We start from the raw sequence: 26,279 nt of genomic DNA, 5'->3' as shown, positions 1-26,279 counted from the left end.
ACCGCGCACCGCACCATTTCAGAACCCATCGCCAGGAGTGACCCCATGTTGTTTACCGAGGAACACGACGCACTGAGAGAGAACGTGCGCCAATTTATCGAGAAAGAAATCAATCCCCACGTCGAGACCTGGGAACGGGAGGGCATGTTCCCGGCCCACGACATCTTCCGCAAAATGGGCGAGCTGGACTTGCTGGGCATCACCAAGCCCGAAAAGTTCGGCGGCCTCGGCCTGGACTACAGTTTCGGCGTGGCCTTCGCCGAGGAATTGGGCACCATCCGCTGCGGCGCCCTACCGATGGCGATCGGCGTCCAGACCGACATGGCGACCCCGGCGCTGGCCCGGTTCGGTAGCGACGAAGTGCGCCGCGAATTCCTCGAGCCCAGCATCAGCGGCGAGTACGTCGCCTGTATCGGGGTCAGCGAACCCCATGCCGGTTCCGATGTGGCCGCGATCAAGACCACCGCGAAAAAGGACGGCGGCGATTACGTCATCAACGGCACCAAGATGTGGATCACCAATGCCACCCAGGCCGATTGGGTGTGCCTGTTGGTCAACACCTCCGACGGTCCCAGCCACAAGAACAAGAGCCTGATCGCCGTGCCGCTGAAAACCGACGGCGTCACCTTCTCGACCAAGCTGGACAAACTGGGCATGCGCAGCAGCGACACCGCCCAGATTTTCTTCGACAATGTGCGGGTACCCCAGCGGTTCCTGATCGGGGAAGAAGGCCACGGCTTCAAGTACCAGATGATCCAGTTCCAGGAGGAACGCATGTTCGCCGCGGCGAGCATTCTCAAAGGCTTGGAATGGGTGGTGTTGGACACGATCGAATACGCACGCCAACGCAAGGCCTTCGGTCAGCCGATTCTGGACAACCAGTCGATCCACTTCCGGCTCGGCGAACTCGCCACCGAAATCGAGGCGTTGCGGTCGCTGGTCTATCGCTGTTGCGAGTGTTATCTCTCGGGCCAGGACGTGACCCTGCTGGCGTCGATGGCCAAGTTGAAATCCGGCCGGTTGGCGCGCGAGGTCACCGACGCCTGCCTCCAGTATTGGGGCGGCATGGGCTTCATGTGGGAGACCCCGGTCACGCGCGCCTACCGGGACATGCGCCTGATCTCGATCGGGGGTGGCACCGATGAAGTCATGCTCGGCATCATCGGCAAGTTGATGGGCCTGATTCCCCCGGGAGGTCGGTGATGGAACTGGGACAGTGCGAACACCTGCTGTTACAGCGCGAGAACGGGTTCCTGAGCATCTATTTCGATCGGCCGCACGTGCGCAACGCCATGAACCTGGAGATGGTGCGCGAGCTCAGCCGGGTCCTGATGGCGGTGTCCGAGAGTGACGAAATTCGGGCCGTCATCCTGCGCGGCTCCGGCGGGCACTTTTGCGCGGGCGGCGACATCAAGGACATGGCCGCGGCGGCCGACCGCTCGCGACATGCCGAGATGGGCGCCGACGAAGATCCCTTCTTCGAGCTGAATCGGGCCTTCGGCGACCTGCTCTGCCTGACCGATCGATTGCCCCAAGTGGTGATCGCGGTCCTGGAAGGCAACGTCTTGGGGGGCGGTTTCGGGTTGGCCTGTGTGTCCGACGTGGCCTTGTGCCATGTGGAGGCGCGCTTCGGGTTGCCCGAAACGGGGCTGGGCATTCCCCCGGCCCAGATCGCGCCGTTCGTCGTGCGCCGGATCGGTTTGACGCAAGCGCGCTACTTGGCCCTGACGGGACTTCGGTTTCGGGGCAGGGAAGCCCTGCGGTTGGGGTTGGTGCACCGCGTGGCCTCGGACGAGGCCGGTCTCAAGGCCGAATTGGAGGCGGTGTGCGAAGGCATTCGTCATTGTGGTCCCCAGGCCAACAGCGTGACCAAGCGCCTGATGTTGCAGGTGGGCCAAGTGCCGCTGGAGACCTTGCTGGACGACGCGGCCCGGGCCTTCTCCAGTTGCATTCGCGGCGAGGAGGGCCAGGAGGGCACGCGCGCCTTCAGTCAGAAACGCAAGCCCATCTGGGCTGAACCTCCGCCGTCGTCCTGAACGAATCGGAGCGAGCCGAATGGCGATTTTTGGTTCCCGTGGCGTGGCGACAGGTTCGGCGGGTTGGTCGACGTTTCGTTCGGCCCTGGCGTGGGTTGGCGTAGGCCACCGAGCCGAGTCGATCCCGCCTCGTCCACTTGTCATCACTTGACCTTCGCGACGCAACCTCCATCACAGCAGTTACTTCCACCTCACCGACGCACCCCAGGGAGACAATCATGACCGCCCCGACCACGCCCTTCTCCAAGATCCTGATCGCCAATCGTGGCGAGATCTCCGTGCGCATTGCCCGCGCGGCGCGGCAACTGGGTCATCGAACCGTGGCCGTCTACAGCGAGGTCGACCGCGAGGCACCGCACGTGGCCGCGGCCGACGAGGCCGTCTCGCTCGAGGTCGACACCCCAAGCGGCGGATACCTCGACATCGAGGCCGTGGTCGCGGCGGCGCAGCGAACCGGTGCCGACGCGGTTCATCCCGGTTACGGGTTCCTGGCCGAGAATCCGGCCTTCGCCGAGGCCTGTGCCCGTGCGGGTCTGGTCTTCATCGGACCGGGCGCCGAGGCGATCCGCCTGATGGGCAACAAACGCATCGCCAAGGAGCGCATGGTTGCGGCCGGTGTGCCCTGTGTACCGGGCCGCACCTTGGAGGGTTCGCACCTCGAAGCCGTGCGATCGGCGGCGGAGGAGCTGGGCTACCCGGTCATGATCAAGGCCGCGGCCGGCGGCGGAGGTCGCGGCATGCGTTTGGTGGGCGATGCGGCCGAGCTGGCCGAAGCTCTGGATTCCGCCCGGTCGGAGGCCGAAAACGCATTCGGCGACGGCGAGTTGATTTTGGAGAAGGCCATCGTCGGCGGGCGCCACGTGGAGATTCAGGTGGTGGCGGATCGCAACGGCAAGACCCTGCACCTGGGCGAGCGCGATTGCTCGGTGCAGCGCCGTCATCAAAAAGTGATCGAAGAGGCGCCGTCCCCGGCCGTGGACACGGCATTGCGCAGTCGCATGGGCGAGGCGGCGATCGCGGCGGCACGGGCGGTGGGTTACGTGGGTCTCGGCACCGTCGAGTTCCTGCTGGATGGCGAGGGACGGTTCTATTTCCTGGAGATGAACACCCGGCTCCAGGTGGAACATCCCGTGACCGAACTGGTGACCGGCATCGATTTGGTCGCGCTGCAGATCGATATCGCGGCAGGGCGGGCACTGCCGATGGAACAACGACAAGTCGCGCTCCAGGGCCACGCGCTGGAAGTCCGGCTCTACGCCGAAGACCCCGCGGCGGGCTACCTGCCCCAGACCGGTCGCGTGTTGCGTTGGCATCCCTGCGGCGAAGACTTCGTGCGCATCGATCACGCTCTGGCCGAAGGCATGACGGTTTCGCCTCACTACGATCCCATGCTGGCCAAGATCATCGTGCACGGCACCGATCGAAGGGAGGCGCTGGCGCGCATGCGGCGAGCCCTGTCCCAAACCCACCTGCTGGGTGTGCGAACCAACCGCGCCTTCCTGTCGGAAGTCTTGGACCACGAGACCTTCGCGGCAGGCACTGCGGACACTTCGTTCCTGGCCAACGCGTTTACCGATGCCAGGCGCCGCGCCCAGGAGCCGAGCACGCAGGTCCTGGGTCTCGCCGCTTTGGCCTGGCGGCAGCGGGCCCAGCGAGCCGCCGGCATTCCCGCCGAGCTGGGCGGTTGGATCAGCGCCAACGCGCCGTTGCGGCCGTGCCGGATTCGCGTGCGCGACACCGTCTACGAGATCGCCACACGCGAGGTGGGCGACGACGCGTTGGAGGTGATCAGCGGGGAGGCCGTGCACCGGTTCCGGTGGTTGGATGCCCGCGACGGCCTGCAGCGCTATCGCTGCGACGGCGTGGATCGACGGGTGTGCGTGGCGTTCGAGGGTGAGGCGGTCTGGATCAGCGATGCCCAGGCCAGTTGGCGCTGCGAGGATGTGAGCCTGGTGCCTCCGGCCAAGTCCGACGAGACGGGCGGCGGGCAGGTGACGGCGGTCATGAGCGGCCGTGTGGCGCGGGTGGCCGTCGAAGCGGGCCAGGCCGTGCAGGCGGGCGAGACGGTCGTGGTGCTCGAAGCGATGAAGATGGAGCACCGCATGTGCGCCGGCGCATCGGGTCGCATCAAGGCGGTGCACGTGGCGGTCGACCAGCAGGTTGCCGACCGCCAGCTCCTGGTCGAGATCGAGGCCGACGAGGCCGAAAGCTGAAACCATCGGTCGAAGCCGCTCGGCGGTGCGTGCCGATTCGGAGAGCCCGCACGCGCGTAAGAGGTGTAAAGCCTGTAGGTTGAGCAGCTTGCCTTACCGACCCTGCTCAACCTATCGAAGCGATCGGGCAAAGATCAAAATCGATCATCGAGAGATCCGGAGGCTCGACTTATCTGCTTCGCTCTTTTATCACACGATCTTGCGAAGCCTTGTCGCTAGGAAGTGTCGGGCCAGCTCGGAGAGCCCGCATGTGCGTAAGAGACGTAAAGCCTGTAGGTTGAGCAGCCTGCTCAACCAATCGAAGCGACTGAGTACAGATCGAAATCGATCATCGAGAGATCCGGAGGCTCGACTTATCTGCTTCGCTCTTTAACGATTCGATCTTGCGAAGTCTTGTCGCTAGGAAGTGTCGGGCCAGCTCGGAGAGCCCGCATGCGCGTAAGAGGCGTAAAGCCTGTAGGTTGAGCAGCCTGCTCAACCAATCGAAGCGACAGAGTACAGATCGAAATCGATCATCGAGAGATCTGGAAGCCCGACTTATCTGCTTCGCTCTTTAACGATTCGATCTTGCGAAGCCTTGTCGCTTCGAAGTGTCGGGCCAGCTTGCCTTACCGGCCCTGCTCAACCAATCGAAGCAACCGGGCAAAGATCAAAATCGATCATCGAGAGATCTGGAAGCCCGACTTATCCGCTTCGCTCTTTTACCACACGATCTTGCGAAGCATGGGCTGCTTCGAAAAGTCGGCCGGGCCGGCCAACCTACTGCGACGATGCCCCTCTTTGAAATGCGGGGACTGCTCGCTTTGGTGGCTCCGAAATGTACATCCGGCGGATGTACCTACCTGGCACTACGTCCTTTTCGACATGCGGGAACTCCTCGAATGAGTCACTTCGACACGTCGGGCCAGCGGCCCAACCTACGGGGCACGACGAATCTCTCGTTATTCGGGGACTCCGAGCATGTTCGTTTCAGTTACCATGCCCGGCCAGCTCGGTATCTCGCCCCGCTTGAATAGCGGGAACCGGGGGAGTGTGATCTAATTTTTGCCGCACCACGGCGCAGAAATGGTAAAAACGTGTAACCCCGACACCCTCGACCGCCCTTCAGCGAGGAGTCCGCCGATGAGTACACGTCACCTGCGTTCCTTTTTCCGGCCCAGATCGATCGTCGTGGTGGGCGCCTCCGCCCGGCGCGAGAACATGGGCACCGTGGTGCTGCGCAACCTGCTGCGCGCCAAGTTCGAAGGCGACCTGTTCGCCGTCAACCAGCGCGGCTACGACGACGTCCTGGGCGTGAAGTGTTTCTCGAAACCGAGCAAGCTCCCGGCGGTGCCGCAACTCGCGATCATCTGCACCGCTCCGGCGACCGTGCCGCGCCTCATTCGCCAATTGGGTAAACGCGGCGTGCGCGCCGTGCTGGTCCTGGTGGGTGGCCTTTCCCGGACCCGCAGCCGTACGGGCCGCCCCCTGAAGGAATCGGCCATTGCCGCGGCGCGCGAATACCAAATGCGGCTGATGGGTCCCAACAGCCTCGGCATCCTGGTGCCCGGCCACCACATGAACGCCAGCTACGCCCACCTGGAGACCAAGGTCGGCGAGGTGGCCTACGTGGGGCAGTCCGGCATCATGGGTTCGGCCATGATCGATTGGGCCCACGGCCGCGGCATCGGTTTCTCCCACTTCTGCACCCTGGGCGATTCGGTCGACGTGGAGATCACCGACATCATCGACTACCTGGCCGGCGACCACCGCACCAAGACGATCCTGCTCCACATCGAGCGTATCACCTCGGCACAGACGTTCATCTCCGCCGTGCGCGCCGCCTCCCGTACCAAGCTGGTCCTGGCCATCAAATCGGCACGGGTGCCCCAATCCCAGGATGTGGAGCAGACCCCGCCCGCCGGCGTCCTGGACGGCGACGAGGTCTACGATGCGGTGTTCCACCGCGCGGGCGTGCTGCGCGTCCACAGCACGGACGAGCTGTTCGACGCCCTGGCCACCCTGAACCACATGCGGCCCTTGCGCGGCGAGCGGTTGGCGATCATCACCAACGGCGTCGGGCCCGGCGTGCTGGCTACCGATCGCCTCATCCGCGAGGGCGGTCGCCTGGCGGATTTGAGCGTCGAGACCACCGAAGCCCTGGCCAAGATCCTGCCGGCCTTCTGGACCCACCGCAACCCGGTCGACGTCAGCGCCGACGCCGGACCCGAACGCTATGCCCGGGTCGTCGAATGCGTGGGCCGCGATCCCGGCGTCGACGCCCTGCTCGTCATGCACGTGCCGACCTTGATCGCGCCACCGTTGGAAGTGGCACACGCCGTCATCGAAGCCGGCCGCAAGATCAACCGCAACCTGCTGACCAGTTGGATCGGCATGACCTCCGTGCGCGAGAGCCGGGCCGCCTTCGATGCCGCCGGCGTGCCCAACTATTTCACCCCCGACAAGGCCGTGCGCGCCTTCCTCCACATGGTTCAACACCGCCGCCACCAGGAAGTGCTGATGGAGACCCCGCCGGCACTCACCGACAAGAGCGTGCTGGACCGGGTCGGCGCGGCGCGGGTGGTCGAGGCCGTCGCCAACACCGATCGCAGGTACCTGATGCCCTACGAGGTCCGCGATTTGCTGACCCATTTCGACATTCCCTTTGCCGAAACCCACTATGCCGAAAGCGTGGAAGGGATTCAGGCCGGCGCCGAACGGTTCGGTTACCCCGTCGCGCTCAAGGTCATTCACGAGGCCAATTGCCACCCCTTCGCCTACGGCCGCGGTACGGGCCAGCGCTGGCGCGGCGTCGCCCTGGGGATCGACGGGCCCCAGCGCCTGAAAGGCATCGCCGAGCGCATGAAGCGACGTGCCGGGGAACGCTATACCACGGGCCGGACCCTCGGGTTCGCCGTCCAACCGATGCGCAGCGGCATGGGCTTCATTCAATTGAATGTGGGCGTCACCCGCGACGATATCTTCGGACCCCTGGTGTTGTTCGGGGAGGGGGGCGCGGTCTCCAGCGTGCTGTCCGATCGCCGCATCGCGATGCCCCCGCTCAACATCGCCCTGGCCCGCGACCTGGTGCGCAGCGCCCACGTCTACAACCTGATCGAAGACTTCGGGCCGGATCGCCAGCGCCTGTTGGACGAACTGTGCAAGGTGTTGGTCCACCTGTCGCAACTGGTGATCGACAACCCCACCATCCGCGGATTGGAAATCAACCCGTTGCTGATGAATCGTTCCGGGGTTCTGGCGCTCGATGCGGCCGTCGACCTGGGCTCGCCCTGTCCCAGCGTCATTCAGGCCTACCCCGAGGAACTGCGCGAAATGGTCGAGCTCAAGAATGGCCGCGAGGTCATCCTGCGGCCCATCCGCGGTGAGGACGAACCGGCCCATGCCGAATTCGCCGGCAAACTGTCGCCGGAATCCATTCGCTACCGCTTCTTCGGCCCGCGTACCCACATCGGCCACATGGAGCTGGCTCGCTTGACCCAAATCGATTACCACCGCGAAATGGCCTTCATCGCCTCTTCCAAACGGCCCGGCCGGCTGGGCCACGAAACCCTGGGCGTGGTGCGTATGTGGATCGATGCCGACAACATCTCGGGTGAATTCGCCGTGATCGTGCGCGACGACCTGAAGGGCCTGGGCCTCGGTCGCATTTTGATGGAAAAAATCATCCGCTACGCGACCCATCGCGGTTTGTTGATCATGGTCGGTACGGTGCTGCCCGAGAACGAGCCCATGCTGCGGCTCGCCGAGAAGATGGATTTCGAGCGCACCTACAATCAGGAGGACGGCCTGATCGAGGTGCGACGGGTGCTCAACCAACCCGCCAACGACTGGCAACGGGCGCGCATGGAAGCGCGCTGAAACGCCGATCCCGCCGGGCAAATCGCTTGACAGGTACGTCTTTTTCCAATAGGTTGGTGCAGCGAAGCGCACACATTTCGCGCAACACGGTCGCCTGCTCCCCAGCGGACGGGCCCGGTTCAACCAATGGGGGCAGTATGAGCGATTTGACCTTCGAGTCATTCAAGAAAATTGTGGCCGAGCAGCTCGGCGTAGACGGCGCACGGTTGAGTGAACAAAGCCACTTGACCGATGATTTGGGCGCCGATTCGATTGCGATGGTCAACATTGTCGCCGAAGTCGAGGCCCTGCTGGATACCGAATTCGACGATCTGCCCTTCGAAGACATCGAAACCCTTGGTCAGGCCTACCAATTGGTGAAAGCGCAATGACGGAGGCCGCAGCCATGCACGTCGACCCCGGCGCCGATCACGACATCACCACCGTGTTCAACCCCATCGAACAACCCGTGGAAGCCGCCCGCTTCTACCACGAGAACGGCTACATGGTGGCGCGCGGCCTCATTCCCGAGGAAACCTGCGCCAAGACCCTGAACGCCTTTCAAAGCCATATCAAGCCGTTCGACGGCCGCCTGATGCGCCAGACCACCAGCCGTCCGGAGCGCCACAACATCAGCGAGCAGGGGCTGATCACCAATCCCATGCTCGACGTTCACGAAACCTGCCGCGGTGTTTTTCCCGAGTTCTACGATGCGGCGACCGAGGTGCTCCTGCACCGGAACATCGTGGACACCCTGACGGAACTGTTTCAAGACGATCCCTTGATGGTCCAGACCATGTATTTCGAGAGCAGTCGGGGAACCGACCCGCACATGGACACCCATTTCATCGATTCCACCAAGTTCGGGCAACTGGCCGGCGTCTGGATCGCGCTGGAGGACATCGGCGAGGAAGCCGGTCGATTCTCCGTCTACCCCAAGAGCCACCGCATCTACGACGAAACCCTCTTCGACGCCGAAACGCGCGAGATCGCCGAAGCCTACGAGGCCCATCAGGTCGCCACGATTCGCGGCTATCAGATCGAAGGCAAGTCGTTCTCCCTGACCAGCGTGACCAAGGCCCGCCGCCTCTTCAACAAGCTGATCAAAGCTTCCGGACTGCAGGCCTACCATCCGCCGCTGAAGGCCGGCGACGTGGTTTTCTTTTCTTCCTACTGCATGCACGGCAGCGCCAAACCCAAGTACGAGGGTGGCGGATCGCGCAATTCGCTGACCGCCCACTGGGTCGGGAAATCCAACGGCTACACCCGTTGTCGCGTACTGCCCGGCCTACCGTTGAAACTGGAGCAGGTGCGCGGCGCCTGGGTTCAGGTGCACGACCGCGAACCCGCTTCGCCGGCCTGATCGTCGCGCGGCGACGAAGCCTCATCGCGGCACCCGACCCCATGAGGGCGGTGCCGCTCGGGGTCCTGCGCGACCCTGACCCATCATTCCATCCCGGAGCACGATGCGCATGACGCAGCACTCACTTCCGCAATCCGATCAGGATCCGATGACCGATGTCGCGGGCCTGATCGATATGTTGGCGCGGCGCGCCGAGCTGAGTGGCGACCGCACGGCGGTCGTCTTCGGCGACGACCGTTTGACCTACGAGGCGCTGTGGCGGCAGGTCGGCCGTTTCGCCGCCTACCTGGCCGACCACGGCGTGACACGTGGCGATCGCGTCCTTTTGCGCCTGAACAATTCGGCTTCTTTCTTCGCGGCCTACTACGGGGTTCAATACCTCGGCGCCGTTTCGGTTCCCGTCTTTCACGGTTCGTCGCCCGAACGCGTCGGCACCATCGCCAACGCCTGCCTGGCCCACTCCGTCGTCACCGACGCGGCGCTCGATGCCGGCGAGACCGAGCAGATTCGGGCCCTGGCCCACCTGCCGGAGTTGAAATTCGCCGATTTGCGCGGCGGCGTTCGAGACTTCGATCCGGTGCCCTGCGCCCATCCGCGCGGCGACGAACTGGCCATGCTGCAGTACACTTCCGGAACCACCGGCGATTCCAAGGGCGTCATGCTCACCCATGCCAACCTGTTGGCCAACATTCGCCAGATGATTCCGGCCGCCCGCTTCGTGGCCGAAGACGTCTTCGTCAGTTGGTTGCCGGTCTACCACGACATGGGCCTGATCACCATGACCATGTGCCCCTTCTATCTGGGCGCCAAATTGGTGTTGCTGCCGGTGTCGCCCAAACCGTTTCCCTGGTTCGAGGCGATTCGCAAACACGGCGGGACCATGACGGCGGCTCCCGATTTCGGCTACCGATTCGCGACCAAATTCTCCAAGGGCGGCGACGCCTACGACCTGTCCTCGCTGAAGCGGGCCCTGATCGCCGCCGAGCCCGTCCGGCCCAAGACGGTCGAACGGTTCGAAACCAAGTTCGGCCTGACAGGTGTGCTCAAGCCGGGCTACGGCTTGGCCGAAGCTTCCGTGGCCGTCACCTTTTGGCACATGGACGAGCCCGCACGCAAGATCGACGATGAGGGCCACGTCTCCGCCGGGGCGCCGATACCCGGCATGGAGGTGGCGATCGCCGACGGCGACCGTCTCGTCGAGCCCGGCTGTCACGGCGAAATCCTCATGCGCGGGCCTTCGGTCACCGGCGGTTATTACCTCAACCCCGAGGCCACCGAGGATCTGCACTTCGGCGACGGCTGGGTGCGCACGGGCGACATCGGATACCTGGACGACGCCGGCGACCTGTACATCGTCGGTCGGGCCAAGAACATCATCATCAAGGCCGGGCGCAACCTGGCCCCGCGCGAGATCGAGGAGATCGCCGAAGATTTGCCGGGCGTGCGGCTTTCCGCGGCGATCGGCCTGGCATCCCGCGACATTCAAGGGGAGCAGATTCACCTGTTTGCCGAACTCGATCGCAAGAAGCCCGAGGATACCTATTTGCTCGAGCTGCGCCGGCGCCTGATTCAGCGCGTGTTCGACGTGTTGGGATACCGTCCGGACAAGGTCCATCTGGTTCGCAACAAAACCATTCCGCGGACCCACAACGGCAAAATTCAGTACAGCAAATTGAAGCGCGATTTCCAGGCCGGGGTGCTCGAGGCCGAATCGTCGATTTTTCAGGTGCCGGAAGGGGATTGAGCGCCGGTTTCGGACCCGCGCCAAGGGTTCGGATATCGGGCCGAATCATGTTATCGTTGAGCTTGGTACCGTGCTCCATCGATCCGCCGCATGAGTTTTGGATGGCTTATCCCGAACGTCGGTGTGGCCAAGTCGCCAATCTGTTACCCAGACGGGCCTGTCGTACCGTCACGCCGATCGGAAATCCCAAGTCCCATCGGCGGATGTGCGGCGCGCGGCGCCTGCACGTTCGAACACTGATGTCCTGCTCGCGATAGGGCCAGAGAGAGCCGCCGAGCTTGCAGAAAGAGGCCGTAGCCCATGAAATTCAAGGCATACGTTGAGCAGTTTCCCGCGGACCTGTTCTCTCTGCGGTATTATTTGCCGCCCGCTGGAGGCGAACTGCCCCATTGCCCTTTCTATTGTTTCGAGTTCTATCCCGAACATTCCGGTCGCGATCAACGGCGCGTCCTGCTGGCACTCTATCCCGACAATCAAAGCGAAGACTGGGCCTTCATCCACATCTGGCTCGATCCCCAGCGCCCCGATTACCGCGTCTTCCTCCATCCCGACTTTCCCCAGTCCGATCATGCCGAAGCGCTGTTGGGCCTGATCGTCGAGGATTTGAAGGAAGATCCCTCGTTTTTACACGGCCTCCAGGAACATTTTCGCCTGTTCCGATCCGAGGTCACCGGCCGCACCTACAACGGCCGACAGTTCTTCGATCCCCAGCCGGGCTGGCAGATCGACACCCGCGTGCCGGACAAGGTGCCGGCGGTCGATCGCGATCACGAGGTGGATCCGTTGCTGTGGTTGCGTCGGCTCGGTGGCAAGGTCAACCAACTGCGCGGCCTGATCCAGCAGACCGAGGACCAACTGCTGGACGGTCCCCTGCACACCCTGTTGGGCGACGATGCCGATGTGGTGACCCAAGGTGACGCCGATTTTCACGAGGCGCGCCCGCCGGCTTCGCCCGAAGACATGCTGCACGAGCTGGATCTCATCGTGGAGGAGATGGCCAAGGGCCTGCAAAGCCGCCAGTCTCCACCGATTCTGAACCAGGCCGCCGAGCGCTTTCTCGAACGCCACCACATCGCCCCTCTGCTGTTGTTGGAACTCATGCAGCGGGAATATCCCCAGGGTGACGCCCAGCCGGGCATTCGCTACCAGCTCATCTACTTCCTGTTCTGCGAAAGCCTGCACAAGCTGTGTTACGCGCTGGATCGGCACTGGCGCTGGGCCGCGCCCGTCCAGGAGCAACTGATCGCGCGCATCGCCGATTCGATTCTGGTGCCGCACGTGGGCCAGGTTCTCCAGCAGGACGTGATGGAGGCCCTGCGCGATTCCAATTTGGAGTGGGACGACGAAATCATCGAGGCCACCCAAAACCTCGCCGACTACTACAATCGATTCTCCGGCAAGGATTCCTATGAAGAAATGGAAGCCGTGCTGCAGGATATGGAGGATCACGGGCTGGAAGACGCCTATGCGGTCGCCGAGATCCTGATCCCCCAATTGAAAATGGTGCCCATCGACGGGCAGGTTTCGATTCTGGAATATTTGGCCCACTACAAGAGCGAGGTCATGTGCGAGGTGGTCGGCCTGATGTGCCTGCACAGCGATCCCCAGGTGCGCCGCTACCTGCCTTCGATTCTCGACGCCGCCATGGCCGCCGGCAAGGTGTCGCCGGTGACGTTCCGGCGCCTGATCATGCTGCGCAACTGGCTTCCGATCGTGGAGCGATCCGAGCTCGATCGCACCATCAAGGCCCTGCGCATGGCGCGGCTCGACATTCCCGGACTGGTGCCGGGCCGCCTGCTGCACATCTACGCCAGCCTGATCGACGGATCCGGCTCGCAGGGGTTCTGGCTGGCCATTCATCACGAGGGACGCTACGTCATGGGCCACATCCTGGTCAAGCAGGATCGCGGGATTCAGGACGTCTGGTGCAGCCAGTTCAACAGCGCCGAGGCGCTCGCCGAGGAAATGAACCTGGTCAAGAACCAGATCACCTTCTGGAAGGTCGATCGGGTCTACCTGGACCTCGTCATTCGCCACCAAATCGGCGTCGGTCACGGGCACCGCAAGGTTCCGCCGCCCGAGCTGATGCGGTTGGCCGAGTACCTGGGTGAAAAAGGCTGGGATCCGCGCCTGTGCGAGCCCAGCGACCTGATACGGGAGCACATTCCCGCGCTGCCCAAGCGGCTTCGCGATCCGGCCAAATGGGCCTCGTTGGTCAACCAGAATCCCAACTGGCTGATCGGGTCCGGGCTCCAGGAGACCTGGTTCGACGACGACGAGATGGTCGAGACCGTGTTGCACGCCAAGATCGGCAAGCCGCGCCAGTGGTTGGAACACCTCGAGGAAGCCACCGAGGTGCTGCTGCACCACATCTTCGAACCCAATCGGCGCCTGTGGATGGAGCGTTTCCTGTGGACCGCCCTGTGGTTGCGGTACCACCGTCCCAAGCCCAAGGCCATGTGGTCGCAGTTCCTGATCCACGCGGGGGTCATCTTGGACGGCATGCCGCTGGGTGATTTGGCCGCCATGGGTACGATCCTGATCCAGACCCTCTACTCGGTCTACTACCGCTCGGTCAACGAACCGGCGGCGGCGGAGGATCGACTGCACCTGGATTCGCTGCCGGATCCCGTGCAACCGGCGCCGGTGCCGACCAAATCGGGTGAAGAATTGGAGCCGCCGGGCAACCTGGTCCCGTTCAATCGCGGTCGGGGCGGTACCTGAACCGGCTCAATCGCGCGCCACGACGCGGTTTCGGCCGCCGTTCTTGGCCAGGTAGAGCCGCTGGTCGGCTGTGCGAATCGTTTCCTCCACCGAATCGCCCGAGCTGAGACACATCCCGATCGACATCGTGATCTGGATGTTCGCCTTTTCGAAGGGGATGGCCATGGCGGCGATCGCGATTCGCAGATTCTCCAGCTTGGCCAGGGCCGCATCGTGATCGATGGGCCCGAACACCACGCAAAATTCTTCCCCGCCGAATCGCGACACCAGGTCCTGGGGCCGGAACTGCTGCTTCAGTTTGGCGGCGACCTTGCGCAGGACCTCGTCGCCGCCGTCGTGACCGTAACCGTCGTTGACCTTCTTGAAGTGGTCGATGTCCATCATGGCGAGCGCATAGGTCTGCCCGTCGCGTGCGGCGCGTTGGAACATCGGGGGGCAGATCTCGAAGAAATACTTGCGGTTGAACAGCTTGGTCAGGAAATCGGTGTTGGAGGTTTCCTCGATCAGTTCGAACATCTGGATGATTTCCAGGTTCTGATCGATGCGGCAGTAAAACTCCTCCACCTCGAACGGCTTTTTGAGGAAATCGTTGGCGCCCGCCTTCAGGAGCTTGGCCGTGACCCCGTGTTCCTCGCTGGAGGAGAGGCCCAGGATTGCGATCTTGTGTTTGCCGAAGTGGTTGCGAACCTCGCGAACCAACTGGAAACCGCTCATCTGAGGCATTTCGTAATCGGTGACGATCAGGCGCACGTCGCGGTGTTCCATCAGGAGCTGGAGCGCGTGAATGCCGTTCTCCGCCTCGAGTACCTTGAATTTCTTGCGGATCAACAGGTGTTGCACCAGGCGTCGGAACCCGGTCGAATCGTCGACCACCAGCACCTTGACGTCCTCGTTGCGGCGGAGCTGCCCGATGGCGCTCACCACGTAGGACGTGCTGCTGCCGTATTCCTTGATCCAGTAGTCCACGATATTCTTCGAGAACAGTTTGCGGCGCAGGTCGGCGTTTTTCACGTTGGTCAGGACCATGCTGGGCACGCCGGCTTCCGAGATGAGATCCACGATGTCGGTTTCGCAGACGTCGGGAAAGTCCACGTCGACGATCGCCAGGTAGAAGCGGTCGGCATAGGCATCGAGCATGTTGCGCGCCTGATCGGTCGAGGTGGCGAGTTGGCAAGGCATCTTGTACGCCTTGAGGACTTCGCCGCCCAGTTGTTTGGCGAAATCGCGATCGGCGTGCACGATCAGGATTTGGTTTTGCATCGCGGAATCCCAAATGGCGTTGTTGCCCGGAAGTTGTCAGGGGGTAGAGACTTGATTCTAACAGAATCGTTCCGAATTCCACAATTCGTGACCGGCTCCCTTGTGTGGGTCGCCGCCGGTTTCGCTTGTCGGCCGTGCCGGGTCGGGGGATTGGCGGCTTGTACCTCCGCACTCTTGACCTGTCTCACCGTTAGGGATAAGGTTGGGCAAACAAGGTCAACTCGCCGCCCGTCCTGTACGGCCACCCAACTCGGCCCACCTCCGCAAGGGACGGCTCCACCGGATTCCGCACCAAACCGCACCACCTAGATGTTCGAGGCCCCGCGGCCTGTTGGTCGTCCATGCGGAGCCGCCAGCGAGGCCGTTGCCTACTCGCCGCCTGAGAAATGGGGGGACACGATGCTCAACGCCACCGAGCTTTTGATTGACGCGTTTATCGATAAGCTGAAAGAGGGTTATCACCGCAATTACGGGGAACACAACCCGCATTACGAAACGATTCTGTGCTGGGTGGCCCAGATGGCCTTGGAGAATATCGCCAACAGTGACGCGCTGTACCACGACGTGGAGCATACGGTGCTCGTCACCCTTGTGGGCCAGGAAGTCCTGCGGGGCAAGCACATCAGTGTCGGCGGCGTTTCCAGCAAAGATTGGTTCCATTTCATCGTTTCGCTGATCTGCCACGATATCGGCTACCGCCGCGGCGTTTGCCGCCGGGACGGCGACTGTCACTACGCCACCGGCGTCGGCGACGAGCTGATCGAGCTGCCGCCGGGTTCGTCGGACGCGGGCCTGACGCCCTATCACGTGGACCGCGGCAAGCTGTTCATCGAAGAGCGCTTCGGCGGCAGCAAGTTGATGGACGTCGAGGTCATCAAGGCCAACATCGAGCTGACCCGCTTCCCGGTGCCGGCCCAGGACGATCACAAGGCCACCGACAACTATCCGGGCCTGGTGCGGGCATCGGACCTGATCGGCCAGCTCAGCGATCCCCGCTACCTGCAAAAGATCACCCGCCTTTTCTACGAATTCAAGGAGACCGGCGTGGCCGAGGAACTGGGCTACGAGCATGCGGGCGACCTCCGCAAGAACTACCCCCGTTTCTACTGGAACAGCGTCTTTCCCTACGTCAAGGATGCCCTGGGTTATCTCCAGTTGACCCAGCAAGGCAAGCAGATCATCGCCAATCTGTACTCTCACATCTTCGTGGTGGAACACGAGAATCTCCACGACATCCACTGAGTCGCCGCCCAGGCGGGGCTCCCGGGTTTCAAGTGGGTAACTAATCGAAGCGAATCGCTTGGGAGTTCCCGCATTTACAAGAGGGGCGTCGTGCCCGGTAGGTGCCGGGCCATACCGGCCGTACCCGCCCAGGGCGCTGGGCCGACATTTATTGACAAACTCTCCGAATATCCGACTGTTTAGGTTTATAGCTTTACCTTCGAACTTTACACAGTTTGTCGCATAGAGTGCCCATTCCTTGGATGAGTCTGCGATCGGGGTTCGGAGATCGACCCGCCACGAAACGCCCGAATGGGAACGGGCGCTTCGCGTTTACGGTTTTGCGGTGTGCCAAGCCGGGGAACAAGATCGACGAAGCGCCAACCGGAAATTACCCGCCTCGACACATGCTCGGGTAGAATGGGTGCACATTTCTTCCCCAGGAGCCCAGCATGTTGATTTTCCAGGCATTTCTATGTTTGTTTTTTGCCGATCCCACCACCGCTTCCGCGTTCCGAGCCTCCGAATTGGCCCACACCTACTCGATCGTGGCCGTCGATCCCGAAACCGGGGAGATGGGTGGCGCGGTACAGTCGCACTGGTTTTCGGTGGGCAGCACCGTGATTTGGGGTGAGCCCGGCGTCGGGGTGGTGGCCACCCAGTCACTGGTTCGCATCGACTACGGTCCGCTTGGCCTCGAAGCGATGGCCAAGGGCGAAGCCCCGGCCGATGCGCTGGCGCGTTTGGCGGCCGCCGACGAAGGACGGGCGGTCCGCCAGGTGGCGATGGTCGATACCAAAGGTCGGGTCGCCGCCCACACCGGCAAGAGCTGCATCCAGCACGCCTGCGACCTGCAGGGCCAAGGGGTGAGCGTGCAGGCCAATCTCATGCTGAAAGACACTGTGTGCACCGCCATGCTGAAGGCCTACCGAGAGACCAAAGGCCCCTTGGCCGAACGGCTGCTCGCCGCCTTGAAGGCCGCCGAGGCCGAGGGCGGTGATCTGCGCGGCCGTCAATCCGCCTCGATTCTGGTGGTCAAGACCGACAAACCCAAAAAGCCCTGGGAGGGCGTCGTCATGGACCTGCGTGTCGAGGATCACGCCGAGCCGGTGGCCGAGCTGGCGCGCCTGATTCACGTGCACCGCGCCTACGAGCGCATGAACGAGAGCGACGTGGCCCTGGAGCACGGCGAGACCCAGCGCGCGTTGAAGCTGTCGCAGGAGGCGGTGGCCATGCTGCCTGGCCAATTGGAACCGCGTTTCTGGCAGGCGTTCAACCTGATCAAGCTGGGCAAGACCGACGAAGGCCTGGCCATCTGGAAAGACATCATGAAGGCCGATCCGAATTGGAAGGTGTTGCCCGAGCGCCTGGTGCAGTGCGGCCTGTTGGACCGCGACGAAGCCCTGCTGAAGAAAGTCGCCGGTTTCTGATGGGTCGGAGGGGATTTCTTCACTGGGGTTAGTATTTTTAATTTGGTTATGGGTACTATTTTTTTACCACAGAGTCGTTGCTCAGGCCGGGGGCCGGATTGCCGGACCACCGGGTTTCAAGTGGGTAACTAATCGAAGCGAATCGTTTGGGAGTTCCCGCATTTGTAAGAGGGGCGTCGTTGCAGTAAGTGCCGGGCCCACCCAGGGCGCCGGGCCGACATTTTTCGACGAACTCCCCGCACATTCGCCTTTTTAGGTTTTTATCTTTATCTTCGAGCTTTACAGAGTTTGTTACATAATTATGTCACATAAGAGGGCGCGGAGTTGGAATTGTCGTTTAGTTAGTTTTTTGTGAATTTTATTTTGGTTCACAGAGGGATTGGAGTAGAGGGAACTGTTCGAATCAGGGGTAAAAAAAATCGGATGGTTCCTGGTAAAAATGACCTTCAGAAAATCGGGAACACAGGATCCAAGAATGGTTTTTTTAATTCGTGTCAATCTGTGTGATTCGTGGACAGACTTTTTTAGACAAAGATAGGTGCCGGGCCCGTCCAGCTCGATTTCGAGAAAGAAACAACGCGAAGTGAGCCGATTCGGAGGGCCCGGCATTCGTAGAGCGGTCTCGTTCAGGGCCGATATGGCAGGCCCTGCCACAACACATTCCGACGCCTGGGTGACGGCCAAGGCGGATCTGGTCTTGGCCGAGGCGGTCACGATACCGAAGATGACGCGGGTCTGGCTCGAAGATCTTGCCTGGATCCAGCGACGGCCGGTTCCGGTGCGCCGATGTTGCAATCCCCTTCAAAAAAATTGGGAAAAATATGGCGGTCCTCCACCGCGGATGGGTTTTGTAGAAGTAACGGTCCCAAAACAAGAACGGTCACTCGCCTTTTTAGGCTCTACGACCATGATTTAACTCCCCATTCCAGATGAGTATAAGAGGCCGAAGGAGAAAAGGAGCACTCATGAAAACGAGTATTTGCGTTTTAACGTTCATGTTCGCTGCGGTCACATCCGCGTTCGCGAACGGAGCGCCGGACGGTGTCCCCGATTATTATTTCATCGCCAACGGCGGTTCCATCGCACTGGGGTCGGAAAATGTCCTGGCCAACGACATCGACCCGGATGGCGATGGCATCATTGCCAGGCGGCAAACCGATCCCAAGCACGGAACCCTGCTCATGTACGGTAACGGCACTTTCAGCTACACCCACGACGGCTCCAACACCACCATGGACTTTTTCACCTATCGTGCCTTCGACGGGACGGCCGAGGGCAACATCACCACCGTGCTCATTGACGTCACTCTTGATCCCGCGGTCTTGAACTGTGCGCCCCAGGGCGTTCCCGACAGTTTTGAAATTGCCAACGGCGGTTCCATCGAGGTTGGGTCGGTCAACCTGTTGGCAAACGACCTTGACCCCAACGGTGACGGCATCGTTGCTCAATTCGATGCCAATCCCAAAAATGGGACCCTGTTCCTGAATGGTGACGGCACCTTCGGCTACACCCACGACGGTTCCAACACGACCTGGGACTCGTTCACCTACCGTCCCACCGACGGCATGGCTGCTGGCAACATCACCACCGTGTTCATTGAGATCGCTCCGATTCCAAGCGAAAACACACCGCGCATCGCGGTAAAGACGGAACTGCGCGATCCGCATCGGTTCCACTCGACGATCAATGAGCCTGGAACTTGGGAGGTCAGAACCGATGCCGGTGCCGGCAGTCATAAACTGACGGTCGACGGCGAGCAAAACGCGGCGTTCGAGGCGCTCAACTACGGCACTTATTTCCTCGATCTCATCGTCGAGGGCGAGGTCGCCGACAGCCTGCAGATCGATGCACCCGACCCGTTGGCGGGCACGCCTCTGGAGAACGACCCCTTCGGCGCACAGGTCGTCCTGTGGTTGGACTTCGAGGATGCCGATCATGCGACCGATTTCAAGGATGTCTCCCTCGAAAACCAGGAAGTCCTGGCGATGGGTAACCCGGTCATCACCAATACCAACGCTTACAACGGCGAGGCTGCCCTCTATCTGGACGGAGAATCTTGGTTGCAAATCCCCGTCGAAGAAACCGCCGAACGAGCCGCCAATGAATCCATGATTTTCGGGGCCGGTCCGGTGACCATCGATTTCTGGGTGTATTCCGAGGCCGACGCGGTCCGGGAATGGTTCTTCTCCTTCGATGCGGCCAATAGCTACGATTACTCCGCCATCAACCACTACCAGTTTGACGACAAGGTGGGGATTCATGATCACCATCTCCACAGTGCGTACCTGGTCCCCGCTCCCATCAAGGGCGGCTGGCATCACGTGGCCTATGTCCGTGCCGGCACCACCACCCGGCTTTACATCGACGGCGTGGAACGCGTCGCCGTGCCCCATCGCAGCGAACTGAAGGGCCGCAGTGATTTCTTTATCGGCGGCTGGAAACCCACTGTCTTCAATGCCGAACACGCCAAGGGTTATATCGACAAGTTTCGGGTGACCACGGCCGAGCGTTTCACCGAAGACTTCGATCCCACCACCGAACCTTAACCGAGGCGGGCGCCTGAACCATCCCGGGGGGCGTCCTTACCACCCTTTTCCGGCAAATCCCGGGGCGAGAGAAGCGAACCGAGCTGAACGATACGAATGGGACCATTTGTACGGATGGTCCCAATTGTTTTTCTCGAGGAGTCGGGATATTCCATTCATCGATATGTCTGATGTTGGCTGGTTCTCGATTCAAGTCATCGTATGAGCTTTGGCCTCCAGAAGCCAGGTAATCAATCTAAAAATACTATGTTAATCTCTGGGACCTCTGTGGACTCTGTGGTAAAAAACGCAGTCAACCCTACTAGGGATGAAACGATAGCAAGGGCACTCAAAAATCCCCGGCAATGGCTTCCTCCTCCGTTGGCCTCTTCCAGGTGGCCGGCCAAGGCAGGGAACCGTATCGATGCCAGGCGAACAGGGTGAGCGGGATCAAGACCCAGAGGATCCATGGCGAGCCGGTGATCGGTGAAATTTCCGGCCAGGTGGGCACACCAAAATTTTTGGGCGCGAGGATCCAAGCCAGACCGACCGAGATCACCATCCACATGCCGGAATGGGCTCGTGTACCCGAGAATCGTTCCTTTGCATACATGATGGTCAGGGTCTGAATGGTGACCAATAACATCAAGGGCGTGATCTCCATGATGGGTATTCGAAATAGGGTAATGGCGAGGAACCACCCGGAAATGAACCAAGTAAGGTACATGGCGAACCAAGTACGGACGATCTGAAATCGACTGATAGGTAAGTGGACGAGGCTACGGTCGTCCAAAGTTCTTTTTGAAGTCATATTACAGAGGCTCCCGGCCCAAAACGAAAGCATGGCCCAATTTGCAATACCGGATTTCGGCTCGTTGGTTTTGATAAAAAGCATGACAATGATAAACAAAGCAAGGCAACCCAGGTGCAGCAAAAACCGGAACTCCTTTTGGTACAACGTCACCAAAGGCCATGGTTTTTTTCCCATATAGCGATTCCAGCGGTTGCGCTTGAAACGAGACGACGTGCTTTGTAGCAGGGTCGTTAGTGGGCGTAAGATTTTGGCGCATTTCCAGCGGTAGCGCCGGAACCGAAGCGACATGTTTCGTAGCAGGGTCGTTAGTGGGCGTAAGATTTTGGGGCGTTTCCAGATACTGGCAAACTTTCCGAACCACTTCAGGTAGGTCCAGAAGCACAGGAACAGCGAAGCCGCTAGGCAAAGACTCAACCATCCAATTTCGTTCCATCGACCCGGCTCCTGCCAAGTGAGATAGGCCGGGGCGAGAAGGACCGCGAAGATGATGAGGTTACCGCGGCCGATGCCCGCTTTGATTCCCAGAGACAGGCAAGCGACACTCAGTCCCGCCAGATAACCATGGAAGAAACCGATGGCGTGGTAGGTCGACCATCCGAAGATTGCATAAAGCAGCAGGGGTGTCAGGAACATTTGGGTCAATCCCAAAAAGAAGTGCAGATAACTCAGGAAGGCGACCGTCTTCAAGGGAAGTGGCAAAGGTCCTCCCCGATGGGGTTTGGGAGCTAAACCAATGTCGCTGATCAAGTCGAGCAAGGGACAAAACCAGAATAGAAAATAGCCGTACTGGAGGGCTTCTCTTTCCATATTGAAGGGCTGGCTGAAGAAAAAGGAAAAACCCAACCACATGCCCCAGCGATATCGGTGTAGTTCTGCGATGATCAGTGCCTTCATGCCCCACTCCTTTCCAGGATGTGAACCGCCGCTTCTTCCAGGCTCAGCTTGGAGGTTTCGCGGGGCGTGATTCCGTGCAACTTCAGTGCTTCCTGGAGAATCTCGAATTGGTCGGTCAACACGAGGTACAGGTCCCCCTGTCTCTGAACCTCCAGGGTGCCCGGAAGCTTCAAGCGGGGTCCCTCGTGGCGGAAGGTCACGCGCCGCCATTGATCTTCGAGCTGATCCCGATCCAGCCGGGTATCGATGGTGTGGTCTATCATGAATGCCAACTCGTCGACGATCTTGGCGATGTCGGAAAGGATGTGGGTGGTGATCAGCACGGTGCTGTCGGGCTGCCGATTCACCAAATCGAGTACCCAGTCCAGAATCTTGGTTCGAATCACCGGATCCAGGCCGGCCGTGGGCTCGTCCAAAATGAGGATTCGGGGTTGATGGGAAAGGGCCGCCACCGTGGCCAGTGCCGTTCGCTGGCCCTTCGAAAGGGCCTCGGGTTTGGCCTTCAGGGGGATCCTGCACGTTTCGACCATGTCCCGGCATCGTTCCCAAGACCAGGTGGGGAAGAGACCCGCCATAAACTTTAAATACTGGCCGACGGTGAAGCGACTGTAGAATTGGGGGATCTGCGGCACGTAGGCCAGCTCTTTCTTCCAGGCATAATCGTCCGGTTTCATTTTGGATCCGAAGACACGCAGCTCGCCATGAAACGGCTGAATCAACCCCACCAATGACTCGAGCAGGGTGGTTTTACCCGAGCCGTTGCGGCCGACCAGGCCGAGGATCCGACCGGATTTCAGAGGGAGATGGAGCGGACCCAGTTCGAAGCCACCGCGGTAGCCCACATACCAATTCCTCGCTTCCATGAGGTGTTCCATGAGTCAGGCTCCTCCTAATGTTTTGATTTGATTTTTGATGAATGCCAACAATTCATCCTCGGTCAACCCCTCTTCCAGAGCCTGGCCGAGAATCGGAGGAAGGAGGTGGGAGAGCCGTTGAAAAATTAAGTCGGATTTACGGTGGGCCGGAACTTCGGCGACGTAGTAGCCCTTTCCTGGCCGGGAGTAAATCAGGCCTTCGTGCTCCAGGTCGTCGTAGGCGCGTCGCACGGTAATCGCGCTGACCCGATGCGTTTTGGCCAGCGCGCGAATGGAGTCCAGCCCGAAACCTGGGGGGAGATCGCCGGCGAGAATCAAACGCCGGATTTGCCGTGACAACTGCTGATGAAGACTTTCTTGCGATTGTTGGGAAAGGCTCAGAAGCACCAAGCACCACCGTGTATATACAATAAGCACAGTTTGGCCATGAAATGGTTCAAGATCAAGACCTTTTTTGCACCATGTCCTCGCCAGATGCGAATCGAGTTGGTGTGAGATGTGGGGTAATTTGTTTGAAGTAATAACTTTATGGCGCTAGGTTGGTTTCCGTAGATTTTCTGTCGCTGTGTTCACACACCTGGCCCATAGGGGGCGTTTCGACCCGATCACGGCACAGCTTCCTCGATTTCTGCGGGAACACTGATCGAATTTTTCGAACGCGACAAAGACCTGGTGGCTCCACTGGAAGAGATCGAGGTGCCATGAAACGCTTTTATTCACGATGAACGATCGGTTAGGATGCCTCCTATGATCTATCGCATGCGCATGAGTCTCAATCCACTCGTTTTTGTCGCCATCGTTTCGCTGTGCGGCTCGAGCCTTTTCCTCGCCGCTCGTGAACCTGCAATGGCCCAGCAGAAGCCTCCGATTTCGACAGTCGGAAGCCCGCAGCTCTTCGAGCCTGGCCTGATTTCCACCGGGCTCAGCGAGCGCGAGCCGAGTTTCACCCCCGATGGCCGGTTCTGCTACTTTTGGGTGTTGGTTCACCATCACACCGTGATTCTCGTTTCCGAACGGATCGAAGGGCGCTGGTCGGCGCCTCGGGTCGCATCCTTCTCGGGGGAATACAGCGACTTCGAACCCTGTGTCGATCCCAACGGTACCTCTTTGTTTTTTGTGTCGAACCGCCCGTTGGCTGGCCGAGCGGAAGCCGGCGACAGCAATCTCTGGGTGATGGATCGCAGCGGACAGGGCTGGGGCGAGCCCAAAGCCTTGCCCCTGTCGATCAATACACCCCAAATTGAGTACTTTCCCTCGGTGACTCGAAACGGGACCCTCTATTTCAGTCGCTACGCTGCCGATTTCAGTGGAGCCACCCTCTACCGAGCAGAAAAGACCTCGGACGGTTACGCCTCGCCGCAAGCGTTACCCGACGTGATCAATCGCGACAACCGCGGCTTCAATGCCGCGGTCGATCCGGACGATCGATTCCTCGTGTTTCCCCGTGCGTTGCCAGGACAAGGTGGCCGGATGGTGCTCCACATCAGTCAACGTCTTGGCCAGGAGGACTGGACGCCCCCCAGACCCCTGTTGCCCAAAGCGTTTCCCATGACGCTCGATGATGGCGCGCGCATCTCGCCCGACGGCCGATTCCTGTATTTCAGCGCCAACCTGGTTCCCAATCATGGCGGTCTGTGGAGTCGTCCCAAGTCGCTGCCGCTCCGGGGGAAACTGGGCATGGCCGATTTGGAGCGTTTCCTGGCGAGCCCCCAAAACGGCAACAAAGACATCTATTGGGTGGCGCTGAATCGAAACGACACGGTTTCCGACGACGGCTCGGGCGGCTCAAGGCGGGAAGATCCGCCTTGAGCGATGGCATCCATGGCTGGTTCTCCCCGGGTTGCGTTGACATGGATTTTTCCGGAACTTTCGTAGGCAGGCGGGCCGGCTCCCGAGGTCTTTGTAGATGGGCTGAACGCCTATCTTTGGGTAAGTCTTTTGGTTATAGCTTGTTGATCGAGCCTATCACCATGCTCCTCGAGTGCTGAGATCCCTGTTTGGAGCGAAACGAGTAATTCGGGCCCGATCGAGGGCCCTCGTCTCGAGATTTTGGCGCCTGATTTTTTGGATCGCGTCCGAATGGATGCTGGTTCGCCATCGCAGACTGTCCAAGAAGTGCGTCTCGCAGGGAAGTGCGGCGCCTTTCGAAGAGACAGGCGAGTATGCAGCTTCAAGCTTTTTTAGCGGCCCGACTACGTGATGGGTTGGGTCTCGACCTCCCGCGATAATCCTCGCACGCATGGCTTCAACACTTCCCCAACGATGAGTGATCAACCCTTTCCCAGACGAGGGCGAACTGCTTCGCCGGATCGCGCGCGTGCGCCGTGGCGCAGCCAGGAACCCGCAATGGGATGGGTCGGTCTCATCACGACTTCATTTCTGGGAGATGTCATGTCTACTACATTGGAACCGTTCGCCCCACCCAAAACCATGATGGGGCCTTCAAAAAAGAAATCCAAAAAGAAGAAGACCAACGGGAAGCCTCGCTTCTTTTCGGTAGGGCTTGTCAAATTGACGGTCCTGAGCTTGGTCACGTTCAACTTTTACTTCTTTTATTGGTTTTTTAAACACTTTCAACATCTCAAAAAGCGGGGCGGTAGTGTGAATCCCATTTTCGGTGCCTTCTTCCATCCGCTGTTCTGTTTTTCGTTGTTCCACGATGTCCGGGAGCGGGCCGCGAGACACGGAAAACCGATGCCGGGACCCTCGTACTGTTGGGCGCTTCTCTTTGTGGGACTCTGGCTGGGCAATCGGGTCTTGGATGCGAATGGCGACGTGTTCGGATTTATCGTCTTCGATTTGCTGAGATTGGTACCGGTCCTGGTGGTGCAACATTCCGCCAACATGATCAATCAACACGAGGTTCCGGATCATCCTGCCAACCGTCGCTTCACCTGGCAGAACTGGATTTGGATGGGCTTGGGCCTTCTTCTCTGGGCCATGATACTGGGTGGGACCATCATCCAGCTCATGCAGTAAACGGGGGCAGCGAAGGCGTCGTTCGTCTAGAAGCGATTATTTTCCAATAGGTTGAAGATGCCTGTCCCTCGCTGTCCACCCTTCGCAGTTCATTCAGGAGCCCGATGGAAGCGGCGCGATGTGTGCCCTAAAACGGGAGAAGGCCGCGAATCTTTCGATTCGCGGCCTTCATGGTGGCTCCGGTGCACGGACTCGAACCGCGGACAGGGTGGTTAACAGCCACCTGCTCTACCAACTGAGCTACACCGGATCAGTTTTTCCAGCGACGCATTTCGCTCGCCGATGAGATCCGTATTCTGAAGGACCTTGGACAACCTGTCAATGCTTTTTTTGGAAAACTCGGGTTTGTCCTGGCTTTCTCAGT

18 protein-coding genes and 1 tRNA gene are annotated in these 26,279 nt (G+C 60.4%); 13 read left to right on the top strand and 6 right to left on the bottom strand.

Features of this window, described 5'->3' with window-relative positions:
* Positions 1 to 45: 45 nt before the first annotated feature.
* From J3U87_RS30170 to J3U87_RS30135, 8 genes are all read left to right on the top strand, one after another.
* Positions 46 to 1,203, top strand: coding sequence for an acyl-CoA dehydrogenase family protein (locus J3U87_RS30170; RefSeq protein ID WP_237379514.1), 1,158 nt, complete (start codon positions 46 to 48; stop codon positions 1,201 to 1,203).
* Positions 1,203 to 2,036, top strand: a complete 834-nt coding sequence (locus J3U87_RS30165; RefSeq protein ID WP_237379513.1) for an enoyl-CoA hydratase/isomerase family protein — start codon at positions 1,203 to 1,205, stop codon at positions 2,034 to 2,036. The genes J3U87_RS30170 and J3U87_RS30165 overlap by 1 nt, the downstream gene beginning before the upstream one ends.
* 218 nt (positions 2,037 to 2,254) lie before the next feature.
* The gene (locus tag J3U87_RS30160) at positions 2,255 to 4,249 is read left to right on the top strand and encodes an acetyl/propionyl/methylcrotonyl-CoA carboxylase subunit alpha (RefSeq protein WP_237379512.1); all 1,995 of its coding nucleotides are present in this window, start codon (positions 2,255 to 2,257) and stop codon (positions 4,247 to 4,249) included.
* A 1,122-nt stretch (positions 4,250 to 5,371) separates the two neighbouring features.
* Positions 5,372 to 8,107, top strand: a complete 2,736-nt coding sequence (locus J3U87_RS30155; protein ID WP_237379511.1) for a bifunctional acetate--CoA ligase family protein/GNAT family N-acetyltransferase — start codon at positions 5,372 to 5,374, stop codon at positions 8,105 to 8,107.
* Between the two features lie 137 nt (positions 8,108 to 8,244).
* Positions 8,245 to 8,478 (top strand): acyl carrier protein, encoded by a 234-nt coding sequence (locus J3U87_RS30150; RefSeq protein WP_237379510.1) that lies wholly within the window; start codon positions 8,245 to 8,247, stop codon positions 8,476 to 8,478.
* A gap of 14 nt (positions 8,479 to 8,492) precedes the next feature.
* Positions 8,493 to 9,449, top strand: coding sequence for a phytanoyl-CoA dioxygenase family protein (locus tag J3U87_RS30145; RefSeq protein ID WP_237379509.1), 957 nt, complete (start codon positions 8,493 to 8,495; stop codon positions 9,447 to 9,449).
* A 109-nt stretch (positions 9,450 to 9,558) separates the two neighbouring features.
* The gene (locus J3U87_RS30140; protein ID WP_237379508.1) at positions 9,559 to 11,193 is read left to right on the top strand and encodes a class I adenylate-forming enzyme family protein; all 1,635 of its coding nucleotides are present in this window, start codon (positions 9,559 to 9,561) and stop codon (positions 11,191 to 11,193) included.
* A gap of 300 nt (positions 11,194 to 11,493) precedes the next feature.
* A complete protein-coding gene (locus tag J3U87_RS30135) occupies positions 11,494 to 13,917 on the top strand; it encodes a hypothetical protein (RefSeq protein WP_237379507.1) in 2,424 nt (807 codons plus the stop codon).
* A gap of 6 nt (positions 13,918 to 13,923) precedes the next feature.
* Here the strand turns inward: J3U87_RS30135 and J3U87_RS30130 are convergent, their stop codons facing one another.
* Complete coding sequence (locus tag J3U87_RS30130) at positions 13,924 to 15,177, bottom strand: GGDEF domain-containing response regulator (protein ID WP_237379506.1); 1,254 nt, start codon at positions 15,175 to 15,177, stop codon at positions 13,924 to 13,926.
* 399 nt (positions 15,178 to 15,576) lie between these two features.
* Between J3U87_RS30130 and J3U87_RS30125 the strand changes: the two genes are divergently transcribed.
* The 3 genes from J3U87_RS30125 to J3U87_RS30115 all read left to right on the top strand — a co-directional run bounded on the left by J3U87_RS30125 (position 15,577) and on the right by J3U87_RS30115 (position 20,374).
* Complete coding sequence (locus J3U87_RS30125) at positions 15,577 to 16,419, top strand: Npun_R2479 family HD domain-containing metalloprotein (RefSeq protein ID WP_237379505.1); 843 nt, start codon at positions 15,577 to 15,579, stop codon at positions 16,417 to 16,419.
* Positions 16,420 to 16,850: 431 nt separating this feature from the next.
* Positions 16,851 to 17,828 carry a DUF1028 domain-containing protein gene (locus J3U87_RS30120; protein WP_237379504.1) on the top strand — a complete coding sequence of 326 codons (978 nt, stop codon included), beginning with the start codon at positions 16,851 to 16,853 and terminating at the stop codon, positions 17,826 to 17,828.
* Between the two features lie 965 nt (positions 17,829 to 18,793).
* A complete protein-coding gene (locus J3U87_RS30115) occupies positions 18,794 to 20,374 on the top strand; it encodes an Ig-like domain-containing protein (RefSeq protein WP_237379503.1) in 1,581 nt (526 codons plus the stop codon).
* Between the two features lie 328 nt (positions 20,375 to 20,702).
* On the opposite strand, the gene J3U87_RS30110 is transcribed toward J3U87_RS30115, so the two are convergent.
* Genes J3U87_RS30110 through J3U87_RS30100 form a run of 3 tightly spaced genes read right to left on the bottom strand, consistent with a single transcriptional unit; the run spans position 20,703 to position 23,323 of the window.
* On the bottom strand, positions 20,703 to 22,061 hold the full coding sequence (locus tag J3U87_RS30110) for a hypothetical protein (protein WP_237379502.1): 1,359 nt from the start codon (positions 22,059 to 22,061) through the stop codon (positions 20,703 to 20,705).
* Complete coding sequence (locus tag J3U87_RS30105; protein WP_237379501.1) at positions 22,058 to 22,936, bottom strand: ABC transporter ATP-binding protein; 879 nt, start codon at positions 22,934 to 22,936, stop codon at positions 22,058 to 22,060. Before J3U87_RS30105 ends, J3U87_RS30110 begins: the two co-directional genes overlap by 4 nt.
* 3 nt (positions 22,937 to 22,939) lie before the next feature.
* Positions 22,940 to 23,323, bottom strand: coding sequence for a GntR family transcriptional regulator (locus J3U87_RS30100; RefSeq protein WP_237379500.1), 384 nt, complete (start codon positions 23,321 to 23,323; stop codon positions 22,940 to 22,942).
* Positions 23,324 to 23,683: 360 nt separating this feature from the next.
* On the opposite strand from J3U87_RS30100, the gene J3U87_RS30095 reads away from it, so the two are divergent.
* Positions 23,684 to 24,745 (top strand): TolB family protein, encoded by a 1,062-nt coding sequence (locus J3U87_RS30095; RefSeq protein ID WP_237379499.1) that lies wholly within the window; start codon positions 23,684 to 23,686, stop codon positions 24,743 to 24,745.
* A 633-nt stretch (positions 24,746 to 25,378) separates the two neighbouring features.
* On the opposite strand, the gene J3U87_RS30090 is transcribed toward J3U87_RS30095, so the two are convergent.
* Positions 25,379 to 25,594: a hypothetical protein gene (locus J3U87_RS30090; RefSeq protein WP_237379498.1), complete on the bottom strand. Its 216-nt coding sequence runs from the start codon at positions 25,592 to 25,594 to the stop codon at positions 25,379 to 25,381.
* 36 nt (positions 25,595 to 25,630) lie between these two features.
* On the opposite strand from J3U87_RS30090, the gene J3U87_RS30085 reads away from it, so the two are divergent.
* Complete coding sequence (locus tag J3U87_RS30085) at positions 25,631 to 25,915, top strand: hypothetical protein (protein WP_237379497.1); 285 nt, start codon at positions 25,631 to 25,633, stop codon at positions 25,913 to 25,915.
* A gap of 174 nt (positions 25,916 to 26,089) precedes the next feature.
* Here the strand turns inward: J3U87_RS30085 and J3U87_RS30080 are convergent.
* Positions 26,090 to 26,165 (bottom strand) — tRNA-Asn (locus tag J3U87_RS30080).
* Positions 26,166 to 26,279 lie beyond the last annotated feature (114 nt).

The sequence above is a fragment of the Sulfidibacter corallicola genome (genome assembly GCF_017498545.1).
GTDB classification, from domain to species: Bacteria; Acidobacteriota; Holophagae; order Acanthopleuribacterales; family Acanthopleuribacteraceae; genus Sulfidibacter; species Sulfidibacter corallicola.
The sequence above is the reverse complement of the archived record's forward strand: the minus strand, read 5'-3'. Positions and strand labels throughout refer to the sequence as shown.